Origin of the sequence: Shewanella sp. SW24 (assembly GCF_025653395.1) — a bacterium.
Lineage (GTDB): Bacteria > Pseudomonadota > Gammaproteobacteria > Enterobacterales > Shewanellaceae > Shewanella > Shewanella oncorhynchi.
In genome coordinates, this window is record NZ_JAKKSH010000002.1 from 1 (window position 1) to 16,522 (window position 16,522).

13 protein-coding genes and 2 pseudogenes are annotated in these 16,522 nt (G+C 45.6%); 7 read left to right on the forward strand and 8 right to left on the reverse strand.

Annotation, left to right across the window (positions count from 1 at the left end; all coding sequences use genetic code 11):
* Nucleotides 1-233, forward strand: a pseudogene (locus L5M17_RS01925) (IS4 family transposase); the annotation flags it as partial.
* Between the two features lie 14 nt (nucleotides 234-247).
* Nucleotides 248-631, forward strand: a pseudogene (locus L5M17_RS01930) (transposase); the annotation flags it as partial.
* A gap of 457 nt (nucleotides 632-1,088) precedes the next feature.
* Here L5M17_RS01930 and L5M17_RS01935 read toward each other — a convergent pair.
* From L5M17_RS01935 to L5M17_RS01955, 5 genes are all read right to left on the reverse strand, one after another.
* A complete protein-coding gene (locus tag L5M17_RS01935) occupies nucleotides 1,089-2,120 on the reverse strand; it encodes a DUF3137 domain-containing protein (RefSeq protein WP_317629586.1) in 1,032 nt (343 codons plus the stop codon).
* Nucleotides 2,121-2,620: 500 nt separating this feature from the next.
* A complete protein-coding gene (gene phoU, locus L5M17_RS01940; protein ID WP_028760530.1) occupies nucleotides 2,621-3,331 on the reverse strand; it encodes a phosphate signaling complex protein PhoU in 711 nt (236 codons plus the stop codon).
* Nucleotides 3,332-3,401: 70 nt separating this feature from the next.
* On the reverse strand, nucleotides 3,402-4,220 hold the full coding sequence (pstB, locus tag L5M17_RS01945; protein WP_028760531.1) for a phosphate ABC transporter ATP-binding protein PstB: 819 nt from the start codon (nucleotides 4,218-4,220) through the stop codon (nucleotides 3,402-3,404).
* Nucleotides 4,221-4,253: 33 nt separating this feature from the next.
* Nucleotides 4,254-5,912 (reverse strand): phosphate ABC transporter permease PstA, encoded by a 1,659-nt coding sequence (gene pstA / locus L5M17_RS01950; protein WP_028760532.1) that lies wholly within the window; start codon nucleotides 5,910-5,912, stop codon nucleotides 4,254-4,256.
* 59 nt (nucleotides 5,913-5,971) lie between these two features.
* Nucleotides 5,972-8,230, reverse strand: a complete 2,259-nt coding sequence (locus L5M17_RS01955) for an ABC transporter permease subunit (protein ID WP_263144853.1) — start codon at nucleotides 8,228-8,230, stop codon at nucleotides 5,972-5,974.
* Between the two features lie 200 nt (nucleotides 8,231-8,430).
* Here L5M17_RS01955 and L5M17_RS01960 point away from each other — a divergent pair, with 200 nt between their 5' ends.
* The 3 genes from L5M17_RS01960 (at nucleotide 8,431) to L5M17_RS01970 (ending at nucleotide 11,050) form a co-directional block, all read left to right on the forward strand.
* Nucleotides 8,431-8,931, forward strand: coding sequence for a glycine cleavage system protein R (locus L5M17_RS01960; RefSeq protein ID WP_028760534.1), 501 nt, complete (start codon nucleotides 8,431-8,433; stop codon nucleotides 8,929-8,931).
* A gap of 470 nt (nucleotides 8,932-9,401) precedes the next feature.
* The gene (locus tag L5M17_RS01965; protein WP_105249676.1) at nucleotides 9,402-10,055 is read left to right on the forward strand and encodes a DedA family protein; all 654 of its coding nucleotides are present in this window, start codon (nucleotides 9,402-9,404) and stop codon (nucleotides 10,053-10,055) included.
* Nucleotides 10,056-10,228: 173 nt separating this feature from the next.
* Entirely contained in the window at nucleotides 10,229-11,050 is an 822-nt protein-coding gene (locus tag L5M17_RS01970) for a DUF2797 domain-containing protein (RefSeq protein WP_105249677.1), read from the forward strand.
* 248 nt (nucleotides 11,051-11,298) lie between these two features.
* On the opposite strand, the gene L5M17_RS01975 is transcribed toward L5M17_RS01970, so the two are convergent.
* The gene (locus L5M17_RS01975) at nucleotides 11,299-11,982 is read right to left on the reverse strand and encodes a DUF4136 domain-containing protein (protein ID WP_113938903.1); all 684 of its coding nucleotides are present in this window, start codon (nucleotides 11,980-11,982) and stop codon (nucleotides 11,299-11,301) included.
* 400 nt (nucleotides 11,983-12,382) lie between these two features.
* On the opposite strand from L5M17_RS01975, the gene L5M17_RS01980 reads away from it, so the two are divergent.
* Both L5M17_RS01980 and L5M17_RS01985 read left to right on the forward strand, forming a co-directional pair.
* The gene (locus L5M17_RS01980; protein ID WP_263144860.1) at nucleotides 12,383-12,976 is read left to right on the forward strand and encodes a LysE family translocator; all 594 of its coding nucleotides are present in this window, start codon (nucleotides 12,383-12,385) and stop codon (nucleotides 12,974-12,976) included.
* A 26-nt stretch (nucleotides 12,977-13,002) separates the two neighbouring features.
* Nucleotides 13,003-13,551: a DUF1415 domain-containing protein gene (locus L5M17_RS01985; RefSeq protein WP_173497128.1), complete on the forward strand. Its 549-nt coding sequence runs from the start codon at nucleotides 13,003-13,005 to the stop codon at nucleotides 13,549-13,551.
* 300 nt (nucleotides 13,552-13,851) lie between these two features.
* Here L5M17_RS01985 and L5M17_RS01990 read toward each other — a convergent pair whose 3' ends face one another.
* On the reverse strand, nucleotides 13,852-14,754 hold the full coding sequence (locus L5M17_RS01990) for a cell division protein (protein ID WP_107946996.1): 903 nt from the start codon (nucleotides 14,752-14,754) through the stop codon (nucleotides 13,852-13,854).
* Nucleotides 14,755-15,160: 406 nt separating this feature from the next.
* The gene (locus L5M17_RS01995; RefSeq protein ID WP_263144864.1) at nucleotides 15,161-16,450 is read right to left on the reverse strand and encodes an acetyl-CoA hydrolase/transferase family protein; all 1,290 of its coding nucleotides are present in this window, start codon (nucleotides 16,448-16,450) and stop codon (nucleotides 15,161-15,163) included.
* Nucleotides 16,451-16,522 lie beyond the last annotated feature (72 nt).

The following is a 16,522-nucleotide window of genomic DNA, read 5'->3' on the forward strand; positions in this document are numbered from 1 at the left end:
TGATGGTTCAATGCCTGTTGTGGCTAGTTGGTTTACACGCACAGCAACAGGGCTGGGATAAGCATTTTCAGGCCAATACCATTGGGCATCGAACGGTACTCTCAACGATTCGCTTGGGATTGGAGGTACTCAGGCGGCCTGATTATCAAATCACGGAGAAAGAATTGCTGGCGGCCTGGGTATTATTCGCCAATCAGTTGCTCAAATATGGCTATGCTATGGCTGATTTATGAGGGGATCCTTCAGTGCCAAGCGACTGATGGGTATAAGAGGCGTTGCAGAAATCATTGCCACTGCCGCGGTGTCATTTGCCGGAGATGGCTCTGGCTATCATGGTGCTCGGCATTTTTCTGCAAATTTAGGACTGGTTCCTAAAGAGTTTTCCAGTGGGGGAAAACAAAAATTGGGCGGCATAACCAAACGAGGTAACAGCTATCTGCGGCGGCAACTGATCCAGGGAGCTTGGTCGATTATTCGCTATGCAAGTAAGAGTAATGACAGGATCTCCGTATGGGCCTTAAAGGTGATTGAGCGGCGAGGTAAACAGAAAGCGGCAGTAGCAATTGCAAACAAATTGGCGCGGATCATCTGGGCTATGCTGTTTCATCGCAGCGAATATCGGCCTTGTTAATATGTAAAAATCGAGTATTAAACTCACCCCAAAAACACGACTACAGATAATGAAGTAACAGGTAATACCGGCCTTTGCAGATGCTGAGAGAGTACAAGGAGCATATGACTCCGAAAGGACGATAAGCAGCAAAGGCGCGGTTCTCATTAAGGCCAGAGAACAAAGATTCTCACAAACAGGTCGGATATACGTACGCAGTATTACTTTCTGTTACTCAAAAAGTGGTTGATCTATTCGAGGTGTCCATATAGGACTTGCTGCGCGTCGGTGAGTAAATGCCATGGCAAGCCTTTATGAGTGGATACCAACAAACGCTAAGCCTTCAAGATCTGAGCAACCTCTTCTCTCGACGAATAAAAACCTGCTCAAAGTACAGTTCAAAATACAGAGAAAAGAACAGCTCTAGTTAACCCGCTAATGTATTAATCCTCTCAAGTGTCTGCTGTGTCGCCAGATTTTACGCGGCTAGATAATCCAGTTTTAACTGTTTGATGATGCCAGTAATCAAGACTAACTCCTGCTGTAACAGCGGAATTTTCGACATATCATGGGTGGGTAAATTGATATCGACGGTATCAAATAAATTGCCAAAATAGCTCGCCATGATCAGCACTTTATTGGCTTTAAATTCGATACTTAGCCCCGACCCGCGCGCCGTTTTACGGAATAACTGTTCCAGTTCGACGAGGCGCTCCATTACGGCGGGAGACAATAGATATCGCGCGTAATGCTGGTCGTGGGAATACACTTCAAACATCGCTTCAAAGGTCACGCTTTCGAGTTTCACTCTGGGTTTCTTTATGCCTGCCATGGTGTTACCAAGGGAGCCATAGTCTTGACTGACGATGGTATGGGATTCAAAGCTAAAGGGCATCGTCATGATCACTACCCCACCTTTAAATTGGATCTTGTCTGACTTGCTGCCGCGGGATTTTAAGGTTAATTCGCAAAATTCGAAGCTGATATCCTCTACCTTGCCGCGAATATGATCCTCTGATTGTTGCTTGCTAAAACGGGGCATAAGTTCGAAATCGGCCACTGAATCAAGGTTGACACAGGAGTCGGGGCTATAACGGTAATCCCCTAGTTTTTTGAGTAAAACAGGCAAGATTTTATATTTGTAATGGCGCTTATATTGCATTTCAGGCAGATGAACCCACATCAAAATGCCGGCGAGGACGATCAGGCTCAAAATGGTTGGGTCATGGTTAGAGGCTAACGAGATTAAATCAAAAGCCAGTGCGGGCAGGCACACTAGCCACCCTAGACGCTTCGCCCATTTTTTACGGGAGAGTTTAGTTTCAAGCTTTTCAATACGATAGGCTTCTAGCGGCGCTAATAGCTGCAATAGCTCGGCTTTAGCTTCCTCGTACAGTGGCGGTAATTCAGCGCGGGGGAAATCAGCGGGTAAATTCGCTTCAGAAATATGATTTCGAATACTTTTAAGGGCTTCGAAACCTTGCTTTAAAGAATGCAATAATGGGCTCATCAACTTATCCATGTTATCGCCGACACAGCGCCCATTCCGTTGCGCTGCTAACCCCAAACCTTAGCGGTAACAAATAGGAGTGGCGGTTAAATTCTGAGGTTAACATGCTGTGATATCAATCCACAGCTAAACACAAAAACGCTAGCACTTAGGCTTCGACTACTTTCACTATCTAGGTCTACCGCCCTTTTCCAACAGCTAAAACTTATTGCAAGCATCAGATTAAACAAAGGTTAATTTATTGTAAATACAAAAATGACCTTCTTTATTCGCAGTACCGTTCCAGAATGCCAGTTCATAATCTAATTTAACTATTTAATTTAGCTATCCAATTTCACAATCCATAGCCCAAAAGCCTAGCTCGCCTCTCTATTTCACGATCCTAGCTCACTATCCTAATCAACGATCCTAGCTCAGCATCCTAAAAGCAAAACGCTCCACAGAGACTGCGGAGCGTTGTATTCAGCGAATGGCATTAAGACAGCAGATTAATACTTGTGTTAGCCTTTCATGTCTTTTTCCATATCTTCGTAGGAAGTATGGCGAACGTCTTTGCCTTTCACGTAGTAGATGATGTATTCACAAATATTTTTACAGCGGTCACCGACACGCTCAACTGCGCGTGCTGCCCATAATACGTCGAGTATGTCTGGGATTGAACGCGGATCTTCCATCATATAGGTCATTAACTGGCGAATGATGCCTTCATATTCACGGTCAAGCTTAGCATCTTCTTTATGCAGCTCTAACGCGGTATCTGCATCCATACGGGCCAAGGCATCTAAAGTCGCATGCAACATCCGAGTCGCATGACGCCCCATATTTTCAATGCTAACTAACAAAGGCTGCTGATTATTCAAACGTTTATCTAATGCCGCTTTTGCAATCCGCACACAGGCATCACCAATACGCTCAAGATCTGCGATGGTTTTTGAAATAGCGATAATCAAGCGTAAATCACTGGCCGCAGGTTGACGCTTAGCAATAATACGTGTGCATTCTTCATCAATGGAAACTTCCATCGCATTGACCTTATGATCGCCTGCAATCACCCGCTGAGCTAACTCGGCATCAAGGGCACTTAAGGCATCAATCGCTTGCTCTAGCTGACGTTCAACCAAGCCACCCATGGCGAGCACTCGATTACGGATATCATCCAGCTCAGCGGTGAACTGACCCGAAATGTGCTTACTTAAATTCATGTTTTCCATTGCGTTCCAACCTGTTACTTAACTGTTGACCCATACCAAGCCGTGGTGGCCTTATCCGATACTCAAGCGATTAACCGTAACGTCCTGTGATGTAATCTTCAGTCTTACGTTTTTTCGGCGTGGTGAAAATCGTATTAGTATCAGCATATTCAACTAATTCACCCATATACATAAAGGCTGTTTGATCCGATACCCGCGCCGCCTGTTGCATGTTGTGAGTCACGATAACCACAGTGTATTTCGTCTTAAGCTCAGTGATTAACTCTTCAATCGTCAGCGTCGAAATCGGATCGAGTGCCGATGTTGGTTCGTCGAGTAATAGCACTTCTGGCTCAATCGCTATCGCACGGGCAATCACCAGACGTTGCTGTTGACCGCCAGACAAACCAAAGGCGTTATCGTGTAATCTGTCTTTAACTTCGTCCCAAATCGCCGCGCCGCGCAATGAACGCTCAGCCGCTTCGTCGAGTTCACGACGGTTATTCAGCCCTTGCAATCTCAAGCCATAAACAACGTTTTCGTAAATCGACTTAGGGAAAGGATTTGGGCGTTGGAACACCATACCGACATTACGGCGCAGGGCCGCGACGTCAATCTTTTTGTCGTAGATATTCTGGCCGTGCAGCAATATCTCGCCGCCAATATGACAATTATCAACTAAGTCATTCATGCGGTTAATACAGCGCAATAGTGTCGATTTACCACAACCACTGGGGCCGATAAAGGCAGTGACTTGCTTCTTGGGGATCTTCATCGATACATTAAACAGCGCTTGCTTATCACCATAGCGCAAATCTAAGTTACGGATCTCCAGCGCGGTGTCGTTCTGGCTTAAGTTAGCTAAATCAAAGTTATTGGTTTTCATTGCTGTCGAATCTATAGAAATCATATTTAGTCCTAATACTTTCAGGATAATCGCTGATTAGTGCTCAAGCGAACGATATTTTTCACGTAAGTGGTTACGCACGCTAATGGCCGTCAAGTTGAGTGCCACAATCACAGACACCAGCAAGAAAGAGGTCGCATACACCAGAGGACGTGCCGCTTCAACGTTAGGACTCTGGAAGCCCACATCATATATATGGAACCCTAAGTGCATGAACTTACGTTCTAAATGCACAAACGGGAAGTTAAAGTCCAGTGGTAATGTTGGCGCTAATTTAACGACACCCACCAACATCAGCGGTGCCACTTCACCAGCAGCACGAGCGACCGCTAAAATCAAACCCGTCATGATCGCTGGACTCGCCATCGGGATCACAATCCGCCACAGGGTTTCAGCCTTAGTCGCGCCCAGTGCCAAACTACCTTGACGCACCGCGCTTGGAATACGACTTAACCCTTCTTCAGTCGACACAATAACCACTGGCAGCGTCAAAATCGCGAGGGTTAATGCCGACCAAATCACCCCTGGCGAACCAAAGGTAGGAGCAGGCAAAGCTTCAGCGTAAAACAACTGGTCGATGGAACCGCCCATCATGTACACGAAGAAACCTAAACCGAATACACCATAAACAATCGAGGGCACACCCGCTAAGTTGATTACCGCAATACGGATCATCTTAGTAATCGGGCCTTTCTTAGCATATTCATGTAGATAAACCGCCGCGACCACGCCAAATGGCGTCACGATAACCGCCATCAACATCACCATAAACACAGTGCCGAAAATCGCGGGGAACACGCCGCCCTCAGTGTTGGCTTCACGCGGATCGTCACTCATAAAGCGTCCAATACCGACAAACCACTTACCAATTTTTCCTATGAGTCCTAAGTGATTCACATAGGTCACATCGAGAACGGTATCGAGCTTCAGTTCAACTTCTTCGCCGCGCATATCTCGGACAATAACCGAGTCACGCGCCGCATCATCACGCAGGGCAAATAACGCTTTTTCAAGCACTAAGTAATCTTCTTGCAGTTGAGCTCTCTTGGCGACCAACTCAGCTTTAATACTGTCGGTCAGTTCCCCATCCAGCTCGAAACGACGCTCCTGCAAACGCAATTTTTCAATGGCGTAGTTAATCGAGCCAATATCTTGCTTCTGCAAATCAACCGCTTTGTCCGATAAGGCAACTGCGCGTTCGATATGCTCCATTAAGGAAGATTCAATCGCATCATTCACTAAATCAAGACGCTTGCCATTTTCAATCACGGCTATCGGATAACCGTAGAAGTTACCGTTTTTAGCCCGCTCGATCAGTGCGACCTCGCTTGGCACAGAACGACTAACAATGTCCGTACCTAGTATCCAACGGAAATCCAAACCCACAAATTCACGGTTACCGGTTTTCACTAAGTAACGGGTCACAAACTCGCCCGGATGTTGCTTAAACACATGGCCAGCAGCAATCAAACGCTCAGTCGGTACTTCTTCCCTATCGTAAACCTCACCAATTAAGGTCGAACGTACACCCGTGTTATCTTCAAGCTCCCACTGGTAAACGGTTGCAGGCCAAAAGTAACTTAAGCCGCGCCATGCGATTAACAATAATAAGCCTAAGACGGCAATCAAACTGATGCTCACGGCACCACCCGTCATCCATATCCATGGCGAGCCTGATTTTACCCACTTACCCATTGCACAAACCTCTCAAGGTCACTGGCGAAATAGTATTTAATGTCATTGTCTTATCCCCGTTACAGCGAGCTATAGCGTTCACGTAGACGCTGTCTCACCACTTCTGCAATGGTGTTAAAGAAGAATGTAAAGATGAATAGTACGAACGCAGCAAGGAAGAGCACACGATAATGCGAGCTACCGATAGCCGATTCAGGCATTTCAACCGCAATGTTTGCCGCCAAGGTTCGCATCCCTTCGAACACACTCCATTCCATGATGGCGGTGTTACCTGTGGCCATCAGTACGATCATGGTCTCGCCAACGGCGCGGCCAAGGCCCATCATAATGGCCGAGAAAATACCCGGACTTGCGGTTAACAACACCACGCGTGTCAATGTCTGCCAAGGCGTCGCACCTAAGGCTAAGCTGCCGTTAGATAAATGACGTGGTACAGAGAAAATGGCATCTTCAGCGATGGAGAAAATCGTTGGGATCACCGCAAAGCCCATGGCAATACCGACCACCAGCGCGTTACGTTGGTCGAAGGTGATCCCCAGTTCGTTAGTGATGAATTGACGGGTATTACCATCAAACAGCGCCACTTCGATGATTGGGCTGACCGCAAAAGAGAACCACCCCACGAAACAGACCACAGGGATTAACATCAGCTCTTGGTACACTTCGGGTAAACGTTGTTTCCACTTACCCGGCAACCTGCTCCAGCCATAGGCAGACGTGAGTATCGAGGTCGGCAATAAGATCAGTAGAATTAAAATGCCGGGGAGATGCTCTTCAATCAGTGGCGCTAACCACAGACCCGCCAAGAAGCCTAAAATCACCGTTGGTAATGCTTCCATGATTTCAATGGTCGGTTTCACGAAACCGCGCACCTTAGGCGACATAAAGTAAGCCGTGTAAATCGCACCAGCAACGGATAAAGGCACGGCAAATAACATGGCATAAAATGCCGCTTTCATTGTGCCGTAGGCCAATGGCATTAAGCTCAGCTTAGCTTCGAAATCGTCAGAGCCTGAGGTCGATTGCCATACATATTTAGGCTCTGGATAACCTTCATACCACACCTTGTCCCACATAGCGCTCCATGACACTTCTGGGTGGGAGTTTTCCACACTGAAGATATGCAGCTTTTTGTCCGCCTCAACGACTATGCCGTTTGAGCGTGGGGTAAAGCCCATTTTACCGGGGTTTTTAAGGTCAAACTTTGCATCAAACAGTTCACGATGGCTCGTGGTATAGAGTAGTGTTAGCTCACCCTCAGGGCTCACAGTCGCAAAACTCTTACGATAAAACTCAGAGGTAATCGAGCTGATGGGCGGTAAGTCATCAAACTGACGAATCTCTTGATATAAACGCCCTTTTTCACCATTAACTTGGAAGTACTGCACCACAATACCTGTGTCATAACTGACCAGTAATGAACTCGCTCCCGCCAGCAAAGCCACGTTATTGACTTGTGCCTTAGCACGTTCAACATCAATCACCTGCAGCAGATCTAAGCTGTCAGTATCACGGATGTCGTACACGAAAATTTTATTGCCAGTTTGCAACATCAATTGACGTTGATCGGGCGTCATCAGCTCATGGGAGACTTTCTTCGGCGCATCTTGAATTTGTGACGTCGTAGAAACCCACTCCACTTCTTCAGTCATCATGTTCTCTTGCCCTTCGAGACGAGTGAGGCGCCAAACACCACTCTCATCTTGATAAGCAAAACTCATTTTGTCTGAGCTATAAGTAAAGGTCAGCTTATGAATCGCGCTGCCTGTCTCATCGACTGTTATGGGGGTTTCACCTGCGGGATAACGCAGTTTAGGTGTGATTAAACGTTTGTTATTGGGGTACGTTAAACCAAACTCTAGGCCCGCCACTATGACCTGACCATTACTTAATCCCAGCGCAAAACGTTGTTCGCTCGGTACAGCAACGGCGGCGCTGGTGACGGTAACACCCGCTGGTAACGTCGGGGTAAAGCTAGAAAGTAAGCTACCGTCGGCAACAGTATAGAAGTCCACTTGACCATGAACGCTCACACGGTACATCACCTCATTTTGCTCTTCAGCACCCACCATTAAGGTCGGCACATCCGCGTGTTGATAGCTCACACTCTTAACGGGTGTGACATCAGCACTGTCGAAAATGGGTTTAATCACATACAACAGATAAAAGAAGATCAACAATAAGGCGACAAATACCATAGTGCCGCCGATAGTGACGCTGATTTGCGCCGCTTTATCCTTAAATGCCCTGCGATTCGAGCGTCCGCCTTTAAGCATACTGTGCGATGCAGAACCAGGTTGAGTGACCTGACTTTCCATTAAGAACCTCTATTATTAATAGCTAGCGAGTTTTTTCGCTAGGATTTGCCGAGTGCTATGCTTACACTGTTTGAACGTAAACTGAGCAATAACAACATCCTTTATTCTAAGTGCGTTGGATTATATGACGCAAAGATGACAGTTGTGTTACACCCCGTTTTAAAACAGGTGCCTTTTACAAAAAATAGGAGTCAGTCACTATGCTACGATACTTAATCACACTACAAGCACCTGATAGAAAAGGATTAGTAGAACAAATCGCCCATGCTGTGAGTCGTCATGGCGGCAACTGGCTCGACTCAGAATTACGCCATATTGACGGTGTCTTTGCCGCGATATTGTTACTCGAAGTGCCGTCACTGCGCATGGACGAGCTTATTGAGGCCCTAGAATGCATCGATAGCCTGTCCCTCACCTACTCCAAAACCTCGGTCGCCCTTAAGCCTATCAAACGCTTAAGTTACAACCTAGTGGCCTATGACAGACCCGGACTTGTGCTCGATATATCTAATAAAATCAATGCAATTGGCATCAATATCGAGCAGTTTAGTAGTCAATATGAAACCGCAGGCCACACAGGTATAGCTTTGTTTCGGGCGACCATCGGCCTTGGACTCACAGATCTAGCCCAAGAAGATCAACTGGTAGAATCCCTCTATGCTCTTGGGGATGATCTCGTGCTCGATAGATTAAGCCGTTAATGCCATTAGCTTTTACGGCAAGCTAACACTTAGCACACCAATACATTTAGAGAGCGCTCTCGCAATAGTACTTTCAAACAGCACTTAAAGTGCGCTTAAAAACAATGCTTAAAAACCGACATTCGCGGCAAGGTGTTCAAATTAAGTTAAGCCAGTGCAATCAATACTGGATAGTTGGAATCGTTAGAATGCGCATAGGAATCAGGCAAGTGGGTTTGTAAGTTGATGTCATCATTTAAAATTTATTAACCCTATAATAATGCTTAATATTTTTACTATAAAAAGCCCACAAAACCCGATTACTGAACCATAAACACACTAACACCAACAAAATTTAATGTTGTAACTGCCTTTCGATTCATGCTCCCTTGGTAGAATAACCCACGAAACACCATAGCTCCGGTTCAAAATTGCCGCTTTCGAGCTTTTCCATCTTTATGTTTTATCAATTATTTTAGGGAGTAGTACGTATGGAGCAGTTATACGAACTGGCCCAAGCCATGATACACAATGATCTGGCGGTTTTAGCCAATCCTAAAATCGCCCTCATGGTCAGCGCATTAATTTGTGGCTTTTTAGTGTTAGAAAATGGCTTTATTCCCACCGCGTTTTTACCCGGAGATAGCCTACTCTTTCTCACTGGAGTGCTGATTTATCAAGATATTCTTCATATCGGTATTATGCCGTTATTGGTTCTAGCAACCTTTACAGGTACAGCTATAGGTTATTTACAGGGTCGATTTTTAGGGCATACCCAAATTTACCAAAAACTGCTGTCGAATATTGATATCAAACATCAGGAAAAAGCGACCCACCTTATTGATAACTATGGAGTGATAACCCTGCTACTCGCACGTTATATTCCTTTTGTTCGTACCGTTTACCCCTATATTTTAGGTGCAACGGGTATTTCTTCCCGTCGTTTTTTACTCATTAACTTCATCAGCTCAATGGTGTGGATTTTTTCCGTTGTTGGTTTTGGGTATCTCATTAGCCATACCCAATTAGCAACAAAATACCAAACACAATTTATGAGCATAATCATTTACTTACCAGTAGCCTTGCTTACTTTCGGTATTATTGCCTTAGTGTACAAATGGTTAAGTAAAACAAAAAAGGTTTAGGTGCACTCAGTCAATCGACTCACTTATCGACTTACTTATCGAAAAATCCTATCTAAACTGACTTGGATAATCTTGTATACTGACGGCCACGCAATGACGATATAACGAAAGCGTGCACTAGAACGCATGATGAGCGACTAAGCTGCACCAGAACGCAACACATTAGGATGACCATGTTAGGAACGCTAAAAAAGATGCGCGTGCAGTTAGATGACGCGCAACAAGTGCAATATCAACTCGTTGTCGGTGATGAGTTACTCCCTCTCAATCCATTGATAGGTAAGCAATTAACCTTGACCCACACGGGTAATATCTTCTGCTGCAACTGCGGTAAAAAGAGCAAGAAGAGTTACTCGCAGGGCCATTGTTTTGTCTGTATGCAAAAGTTGGCGAGTTGCGATATGTGCATCATGAAGCCGGAAACTTGTCATTACGACCAAGGCACTTGCCGCGAACCAGAGTGGGCCCAGAGCCACTGTTTTGTGCCGCATTATGTCTACTTGTCAAATACCTCGGGCGTTAAAGTCGGCATTACCCGCCACACTCAACTGCCCACCCGTTGGATTGACCAAGGTGCTACCCAAGGTTTACCGATTTTTAAAGTCTCAACAAGGCAGCTCTCAGGCTTAGTCGAAGTAGAATTGGCAAAACTGGTTAATGATAAAACCCATTGGCAAGCCATGTTAAAAGGCCATGCCGACGATATTGATTTAAATGCTAAGGCTGCGGAACTGATCCCACAAATTGAGGCTAAGTTACACGAAATCGGCATGCAAAAAGGCGATTACAGTATCGAGCGTTTGCACGAAACGATTCAGCCAATTCATTATCCAATTGACACCTTTCCGAAAAAGATCACTTCGCACAATTTCGATAAAGATGTGGTCGTCAGCGGAATTTTGCAGGGGATAAAGGGGCAGTATTTAATGTTTGATACGGGCGTGATTAACATTCGTAAGTTTTCATCCTACGAGATCACAGTCGAGCACGACTGAAACAGTCTGAAATCAAAATGGAACTTCCCTCCATTAAAATGAAAAAGCGCGGCAGTTTTCACTGTCGCGCCCTTTATTGAGATGGCTGTCACTAAAGTACCATGTCCCACAGTTCAAAAATGGGAGCTAGCACCACAAACATGGGACCAAGACACCTCAATTAAGCACTAATCCCGTTTATCTGACGAATGCTCCTACCCAAATGCTGACTCAATTCACTTAGAACTGAACTAAAGCTCAAACGCTGACTAAGGAGCCACATTAACCGACGGCATATTGGCTAACATACTGGCAATGAGACTGTCGAAATTTTCGGTTAGCTCATCCATCTTTTTAATGTTGCCAAAACCTTGGGCAAGCACTCGCCAAATTGGCTCATCAACGCCCTGTATTTTAGTGGGTTTAAAGAGCGCTATCACCACGGTACCTTTGTCATACTTTTGGGTATTCACACCGTCGGTTGACAGCCCAGCGACTAACCCTGTCACTGCCAAAATTTGTTCATCACTCATTTCAGTTCCCATAGCGACGCCAAAGCCAACCTGAAAATCCGCCAGTAGTGGATCTTCGACCCAGCGATATCCCTTACTCTGCAAAGTTTGCTTTAATACGGCTTGCATGTGTTGCAACACTGGCTGCGGATCTAAGCGTTTATCTGTGATGATTTTTTGAAATTTAGGATGCCAAGTGAATGTCATTGCCGTTGACGGTAATTCACTGAGATCGCCAGACATCACGATTGTGGTTCGCAACGGCTGCGCCGCGTTATCCGTCACAGTTACGCACCCAGTAAGACCTAAAACGCTGCTAAAAAGCAGTATTAACACTCTCAAATACCGACTTAACACTCGGTCGGGAACCCAGCAAGGAACTCGACTGAGCTGTCGATTTAGCACTCCACTTAGCTCACTATGTAATGATGGATTCATCATGCCCTGTTACCTCAATCTATAAAATGCTGTCTAAGGATAGTTGCTATTACTAAAACTGAAAGCTGATATCCATCATAGTGTTAAATCAGCATATTCCAATATATCTTGATATTCGTACTAACACAGAGAACCATCAAACTGCGCTAGCCCTATTCTCACGCCATCAATCCCATCGAGGCATGTACATATTTTGTTATTCTTTTTAGTTTATAAACTCGCTATGTCGTATAGGCGCGGCAACATTTAATCGCTAGAATGCCTCGCCTGCGTTGCAATCAAATGTCGCAATTATAAATAATAGCAACACAGTATTGCGTACCGTCCGATGAGTAAATCGCAGGCTCAATGCGGCAAATAATCACAATGCCATAAAACTAAAATAAAAGGTGTGGATCTATCTATGGAGTTAATACTCGCTATCGCGTTGTTTGCCTTTTCATCTGGGATCACCCCAGGGCCTAACAATATTATGCTGATGACCTCAGGGGTAAACTTTGGCGTAAAACGCAGTATTCCGCATCTTATGGGAATAAGCCTTGGCTTCCCGACCATGATCCTCGCGATAGGTTTGGGCTTGAGCGCCCTATTCCAAAGCTATCCTATCATCCATCAAGTGATTAAAGTCGTCGGCATAGGTTACCTTTTGTATCTGTCTTGGTTGATTGCCAACAGCAGTAGCAAGATGGAAGGCAAAGCCATTGCTAAACCCTTTAGTTTTATCCAAGCTGCAGCCTTTCAATGGGTCAACCCTAAGGGCTGGATCATGGCCGTGGGCGCGATTGCGACGTTCACGTCAGTACAGCAGGATTTGACCCCGCAGGTTATCACTATCGCAACGGTATTTTTGTGCGTCGCCTTTCCCTGCGCTATCGTCTGGCTCGGCTTTGGCGTAGCCCTTAAACGCATTTTGAAAAATGAGCGCCAACAGAAGGTTTTTAATATCAGCATGGCGCTCTTGCTTGTGGCGTCTATCATCCCTATGATCGCCCCCTAATTTTTAAGCACGAGCAAACGACCGCCATGAACGAAATTGACATGATCACTCAACAAACCGACGACTGGGTGAAAAAAGTGATCATGAAATACAATATTTGCCCCTTCGCCAGACAAGAAGTCGAACGCGGCAGTATTCGGTATCTGGTGGTGGAACAGACTAAAGTCAAACAAGTGCTTAAGGCATTGATTGAAGAATGCCAATACCTCGACGCCCACCCCGAAGCAGAAACCACACTGTTTATTCTACCCCGTGGTTTTGAGGGGTTTTATGCTTATCTCGACCTCATCGACATGGCAACCGATACGCTTATCGAACACGAGTACGAAGGCACTTACCAACTCGCCACCTTCCACCCAGACTATTGTTTCGATGGCGAACCACAGGACGGGGCAGCCAACTTCACCAACCGCGCGCCCTACCCAACCCTGCACATCATCCGCGAAGCCAGCATGGAGCTCGCTCTCGCCAGTTACACAGATCCCGAAACCATCCCAGAGCGCAATATCGCTTTTTGCGAACGCAAAGGCAGCGACTTTTTCGTCAAACTGTTAGCAGAGTGCATGGGGAAATAGCTTCGTTTCTTTAAACAACAGAGAGCAGTTATACAAAGCAAGACAGGATTTATTGGGCTGTTGACGTTATTCCAAGTTAGACATTAAGCACTATCATTCCAGTGACACGCCGTGAACTCGTCCATGAGGGCTCGACGACGGCATCCATGCCGCCAACGGTCACTTACATGCCAGTGCTTAATTCAGTTAACCTTTGCACATATCTTCGACCCAGCCAGAACAAATATTTAACCCAAATACACTGTCACTACCTTAACTATTTGATCTTCTTATATAAACTTATCAATAACGGCTGACACATCAACAGCGGGTCGCATTCACACCACCCTTATTATTGTTAGACTTGTTCACTTCAATTTCAGCCATTGATTCACGTTCAAACTTAAGAGCTTCGGAACGATCACCGAGATACCGAGGTAGACAACCTAATGCCATAAAGCCACCTAAACTTTGTTCGTGATGACCGACAATTAAGCCGCCGTAACAATTATGCGCATGACAACCACTGAGCAAGGTTGCATTATTTGTAATCAAAATATTACTCGGCCTTACTAAAATCTCTACCCCATTTCTTAAAAATCGGCCTCGTTTTATAACAACTTTATTTGGTGGTTTGAAGTCTATCTCTATAAGTATCTTACGATGTGCCTCCCGAATTGAAAGCCTTGTACCAACTAGCTGGATATCCCATGGTGCAGTAGAGTAATAAAGCTGATTATTTTTAATATGAAGAACTGGTGCATTAAATTCATCAAAAATAACAAGATTTAAGAGTAAATGTCCATCCGCCATAACCAGCCCAATCAAGGGAGTACCATCTACGCTAATAGGTACCATTGCGGTTCCATATCCTTGATCCTCACATGTGAAGCTATTTCCGCCAATCTCAATTTCAGCAGTTTTTCCCGAAAAATGAAGGCAGTATGGTTTAGAAACGCCTTCACGAAGATTAAATGGATCTGAATCAGCATTGCGTACCATTTCTTTGGGCAGGAACCCACCCGTTTTTTCTCTATGGTGTTGATCGCACAATAGCGTTATTTCTTCAGCGACATGGCGCTTAACGCTAGCCCATTCCTCCATATGCTCATATTCATAGAGTGGCATTCCGCAGATAACACAACCGAAGCCACAACGTTGCCTAACCTCTCGTTGAATAGGGAGAGGTATATTCCTACTATTACAATCTTGATCCTTGGTCATTCAGATTCCTTTTTGAAGCTAACCTTTAATTGATGTACTGCACGTTTACCTTAACTAAACCAACAAAATGCACACGCTCAGCCTCCAAACCTGCAGCCTGAACATCAACCTTACAATATATGATTGATTTTAAATGCCGCTAAACTTATCAATATTAATAAAAGTAAGCCCCAAAAATTTTCAAATGGTTAGCACCTCTATCAAATTAAAATTTTAACTATTCTTTAAACCGACTCAAAGATGATGATAAATATCAAATTTTATAATAAGAATCGAATGTAGTAGCTGACGTGACCTTCGATGACATGGATGTCATCGTAGAGCCGCCATGGATGGCTTCACGGCGTGTCACGGAAGCAACTGCACTCGATTTACAACAGGCAACGATTCAGATTCAAGCAATCACTCAAAGAAATCTTAATCCCCACACATCAAAGGCATCACGACTCAGTTGTTCCCGAAAATCTGGGTGAGCGATGGCGATCAGCGCTTGTGCCCGTTCGCGCAGGCTGCGGCCGCGTAGATTGGCGGCGCCGTATTCGGTCACAATATAATGCACATGGGCCCGAGTGGTAACGACACCCGCGCCGGGTGATAACACGCTTGCGATGCGAGAAAGCGTTCCCCCCGCGGCAGTGCTGGGCAGCGCAATCACAGAACGACCACCTTCAGATAACCCTGCTCCGCGGATGAAATCCATCTGGCCGCCAACACCGGAATAGATTTTAGTGCCAATGGAATCGGCACACACTTGGCCTGAAAGGTCGACCTGCAGCGCCGAGTTAATCGCCATCACATTAGGATTTTTACGGATAATGGCCGTGTCGTTAACTTGCTCTATGTCCATAAAGATGACCGCAGGATTATCATCAACATAGTCGTATAATTTCTGGCTACCCAAGGCGAAACCTGTGACGAGTTTTCCCGGATAAAAACGCTTCTTGCTGTTGTTAATCACGCCCTTTTCAACCAGTTGTAATATACCGTCAGAAAATAGCTCAGTGTGGACGCCTAAGTCTTTATGTTCGGTTAAACAAGACAGCACGGCATCGGGGATCGCACCTATACCCATTTGCAAACAATCGCCATTACGCACTAATTGGGCAACATTTTTACCGATCGCCAAACTCACCGCATCCCCCGTCGCGAAGGAATGAATGGGCAACGCCGCGCTCTGCTCATACACAGCGGCAAAACGGTCGATATGGATAAAGCTGTCGCCATGGGTGCGCGGCATTTGTGGATTAATATGAGCGATGATCTTACCCGCGACTTGGCAAGCTGCGAGCGTTGCTTCAACCGAAATGCCTAAGGAACACATGCCATGCTTATCGGGTGGCGACACTTGGATAATTGCGGTATCAATTTTTTGCTCGCCGGAACGAAATAACTTAGGCACTTCAGACAGGAAAATCGGCACATAATCCGCGTCACCACTTTGCAGTAATGCCCGCGTTGGCAGCCCACCGAAAAAACATCGATGGCGTAAATGCCCCTGTAAACTGGGATGGCTTAAGGATTCGGCGCCTTCAGTATGTAACTGTAACAGGGTGAGATTTTCTTTGGTGAGTGCATGCTGCGCCAACGCATCTAATAAAATGCGCGGAGTGGCGCCCATGGAATGAGTCCACAGCGTCTCGCCGCTTTGAATTAAAGCAACCGCATCGAGCGCGCTATGACAAATGATTGGAGGCATAATGAATTCCCTTCGCTAAGCATGATGGCGGCAATCGCCCTAGCGGCAGTGTAAGGGATATCCTAATTAAGC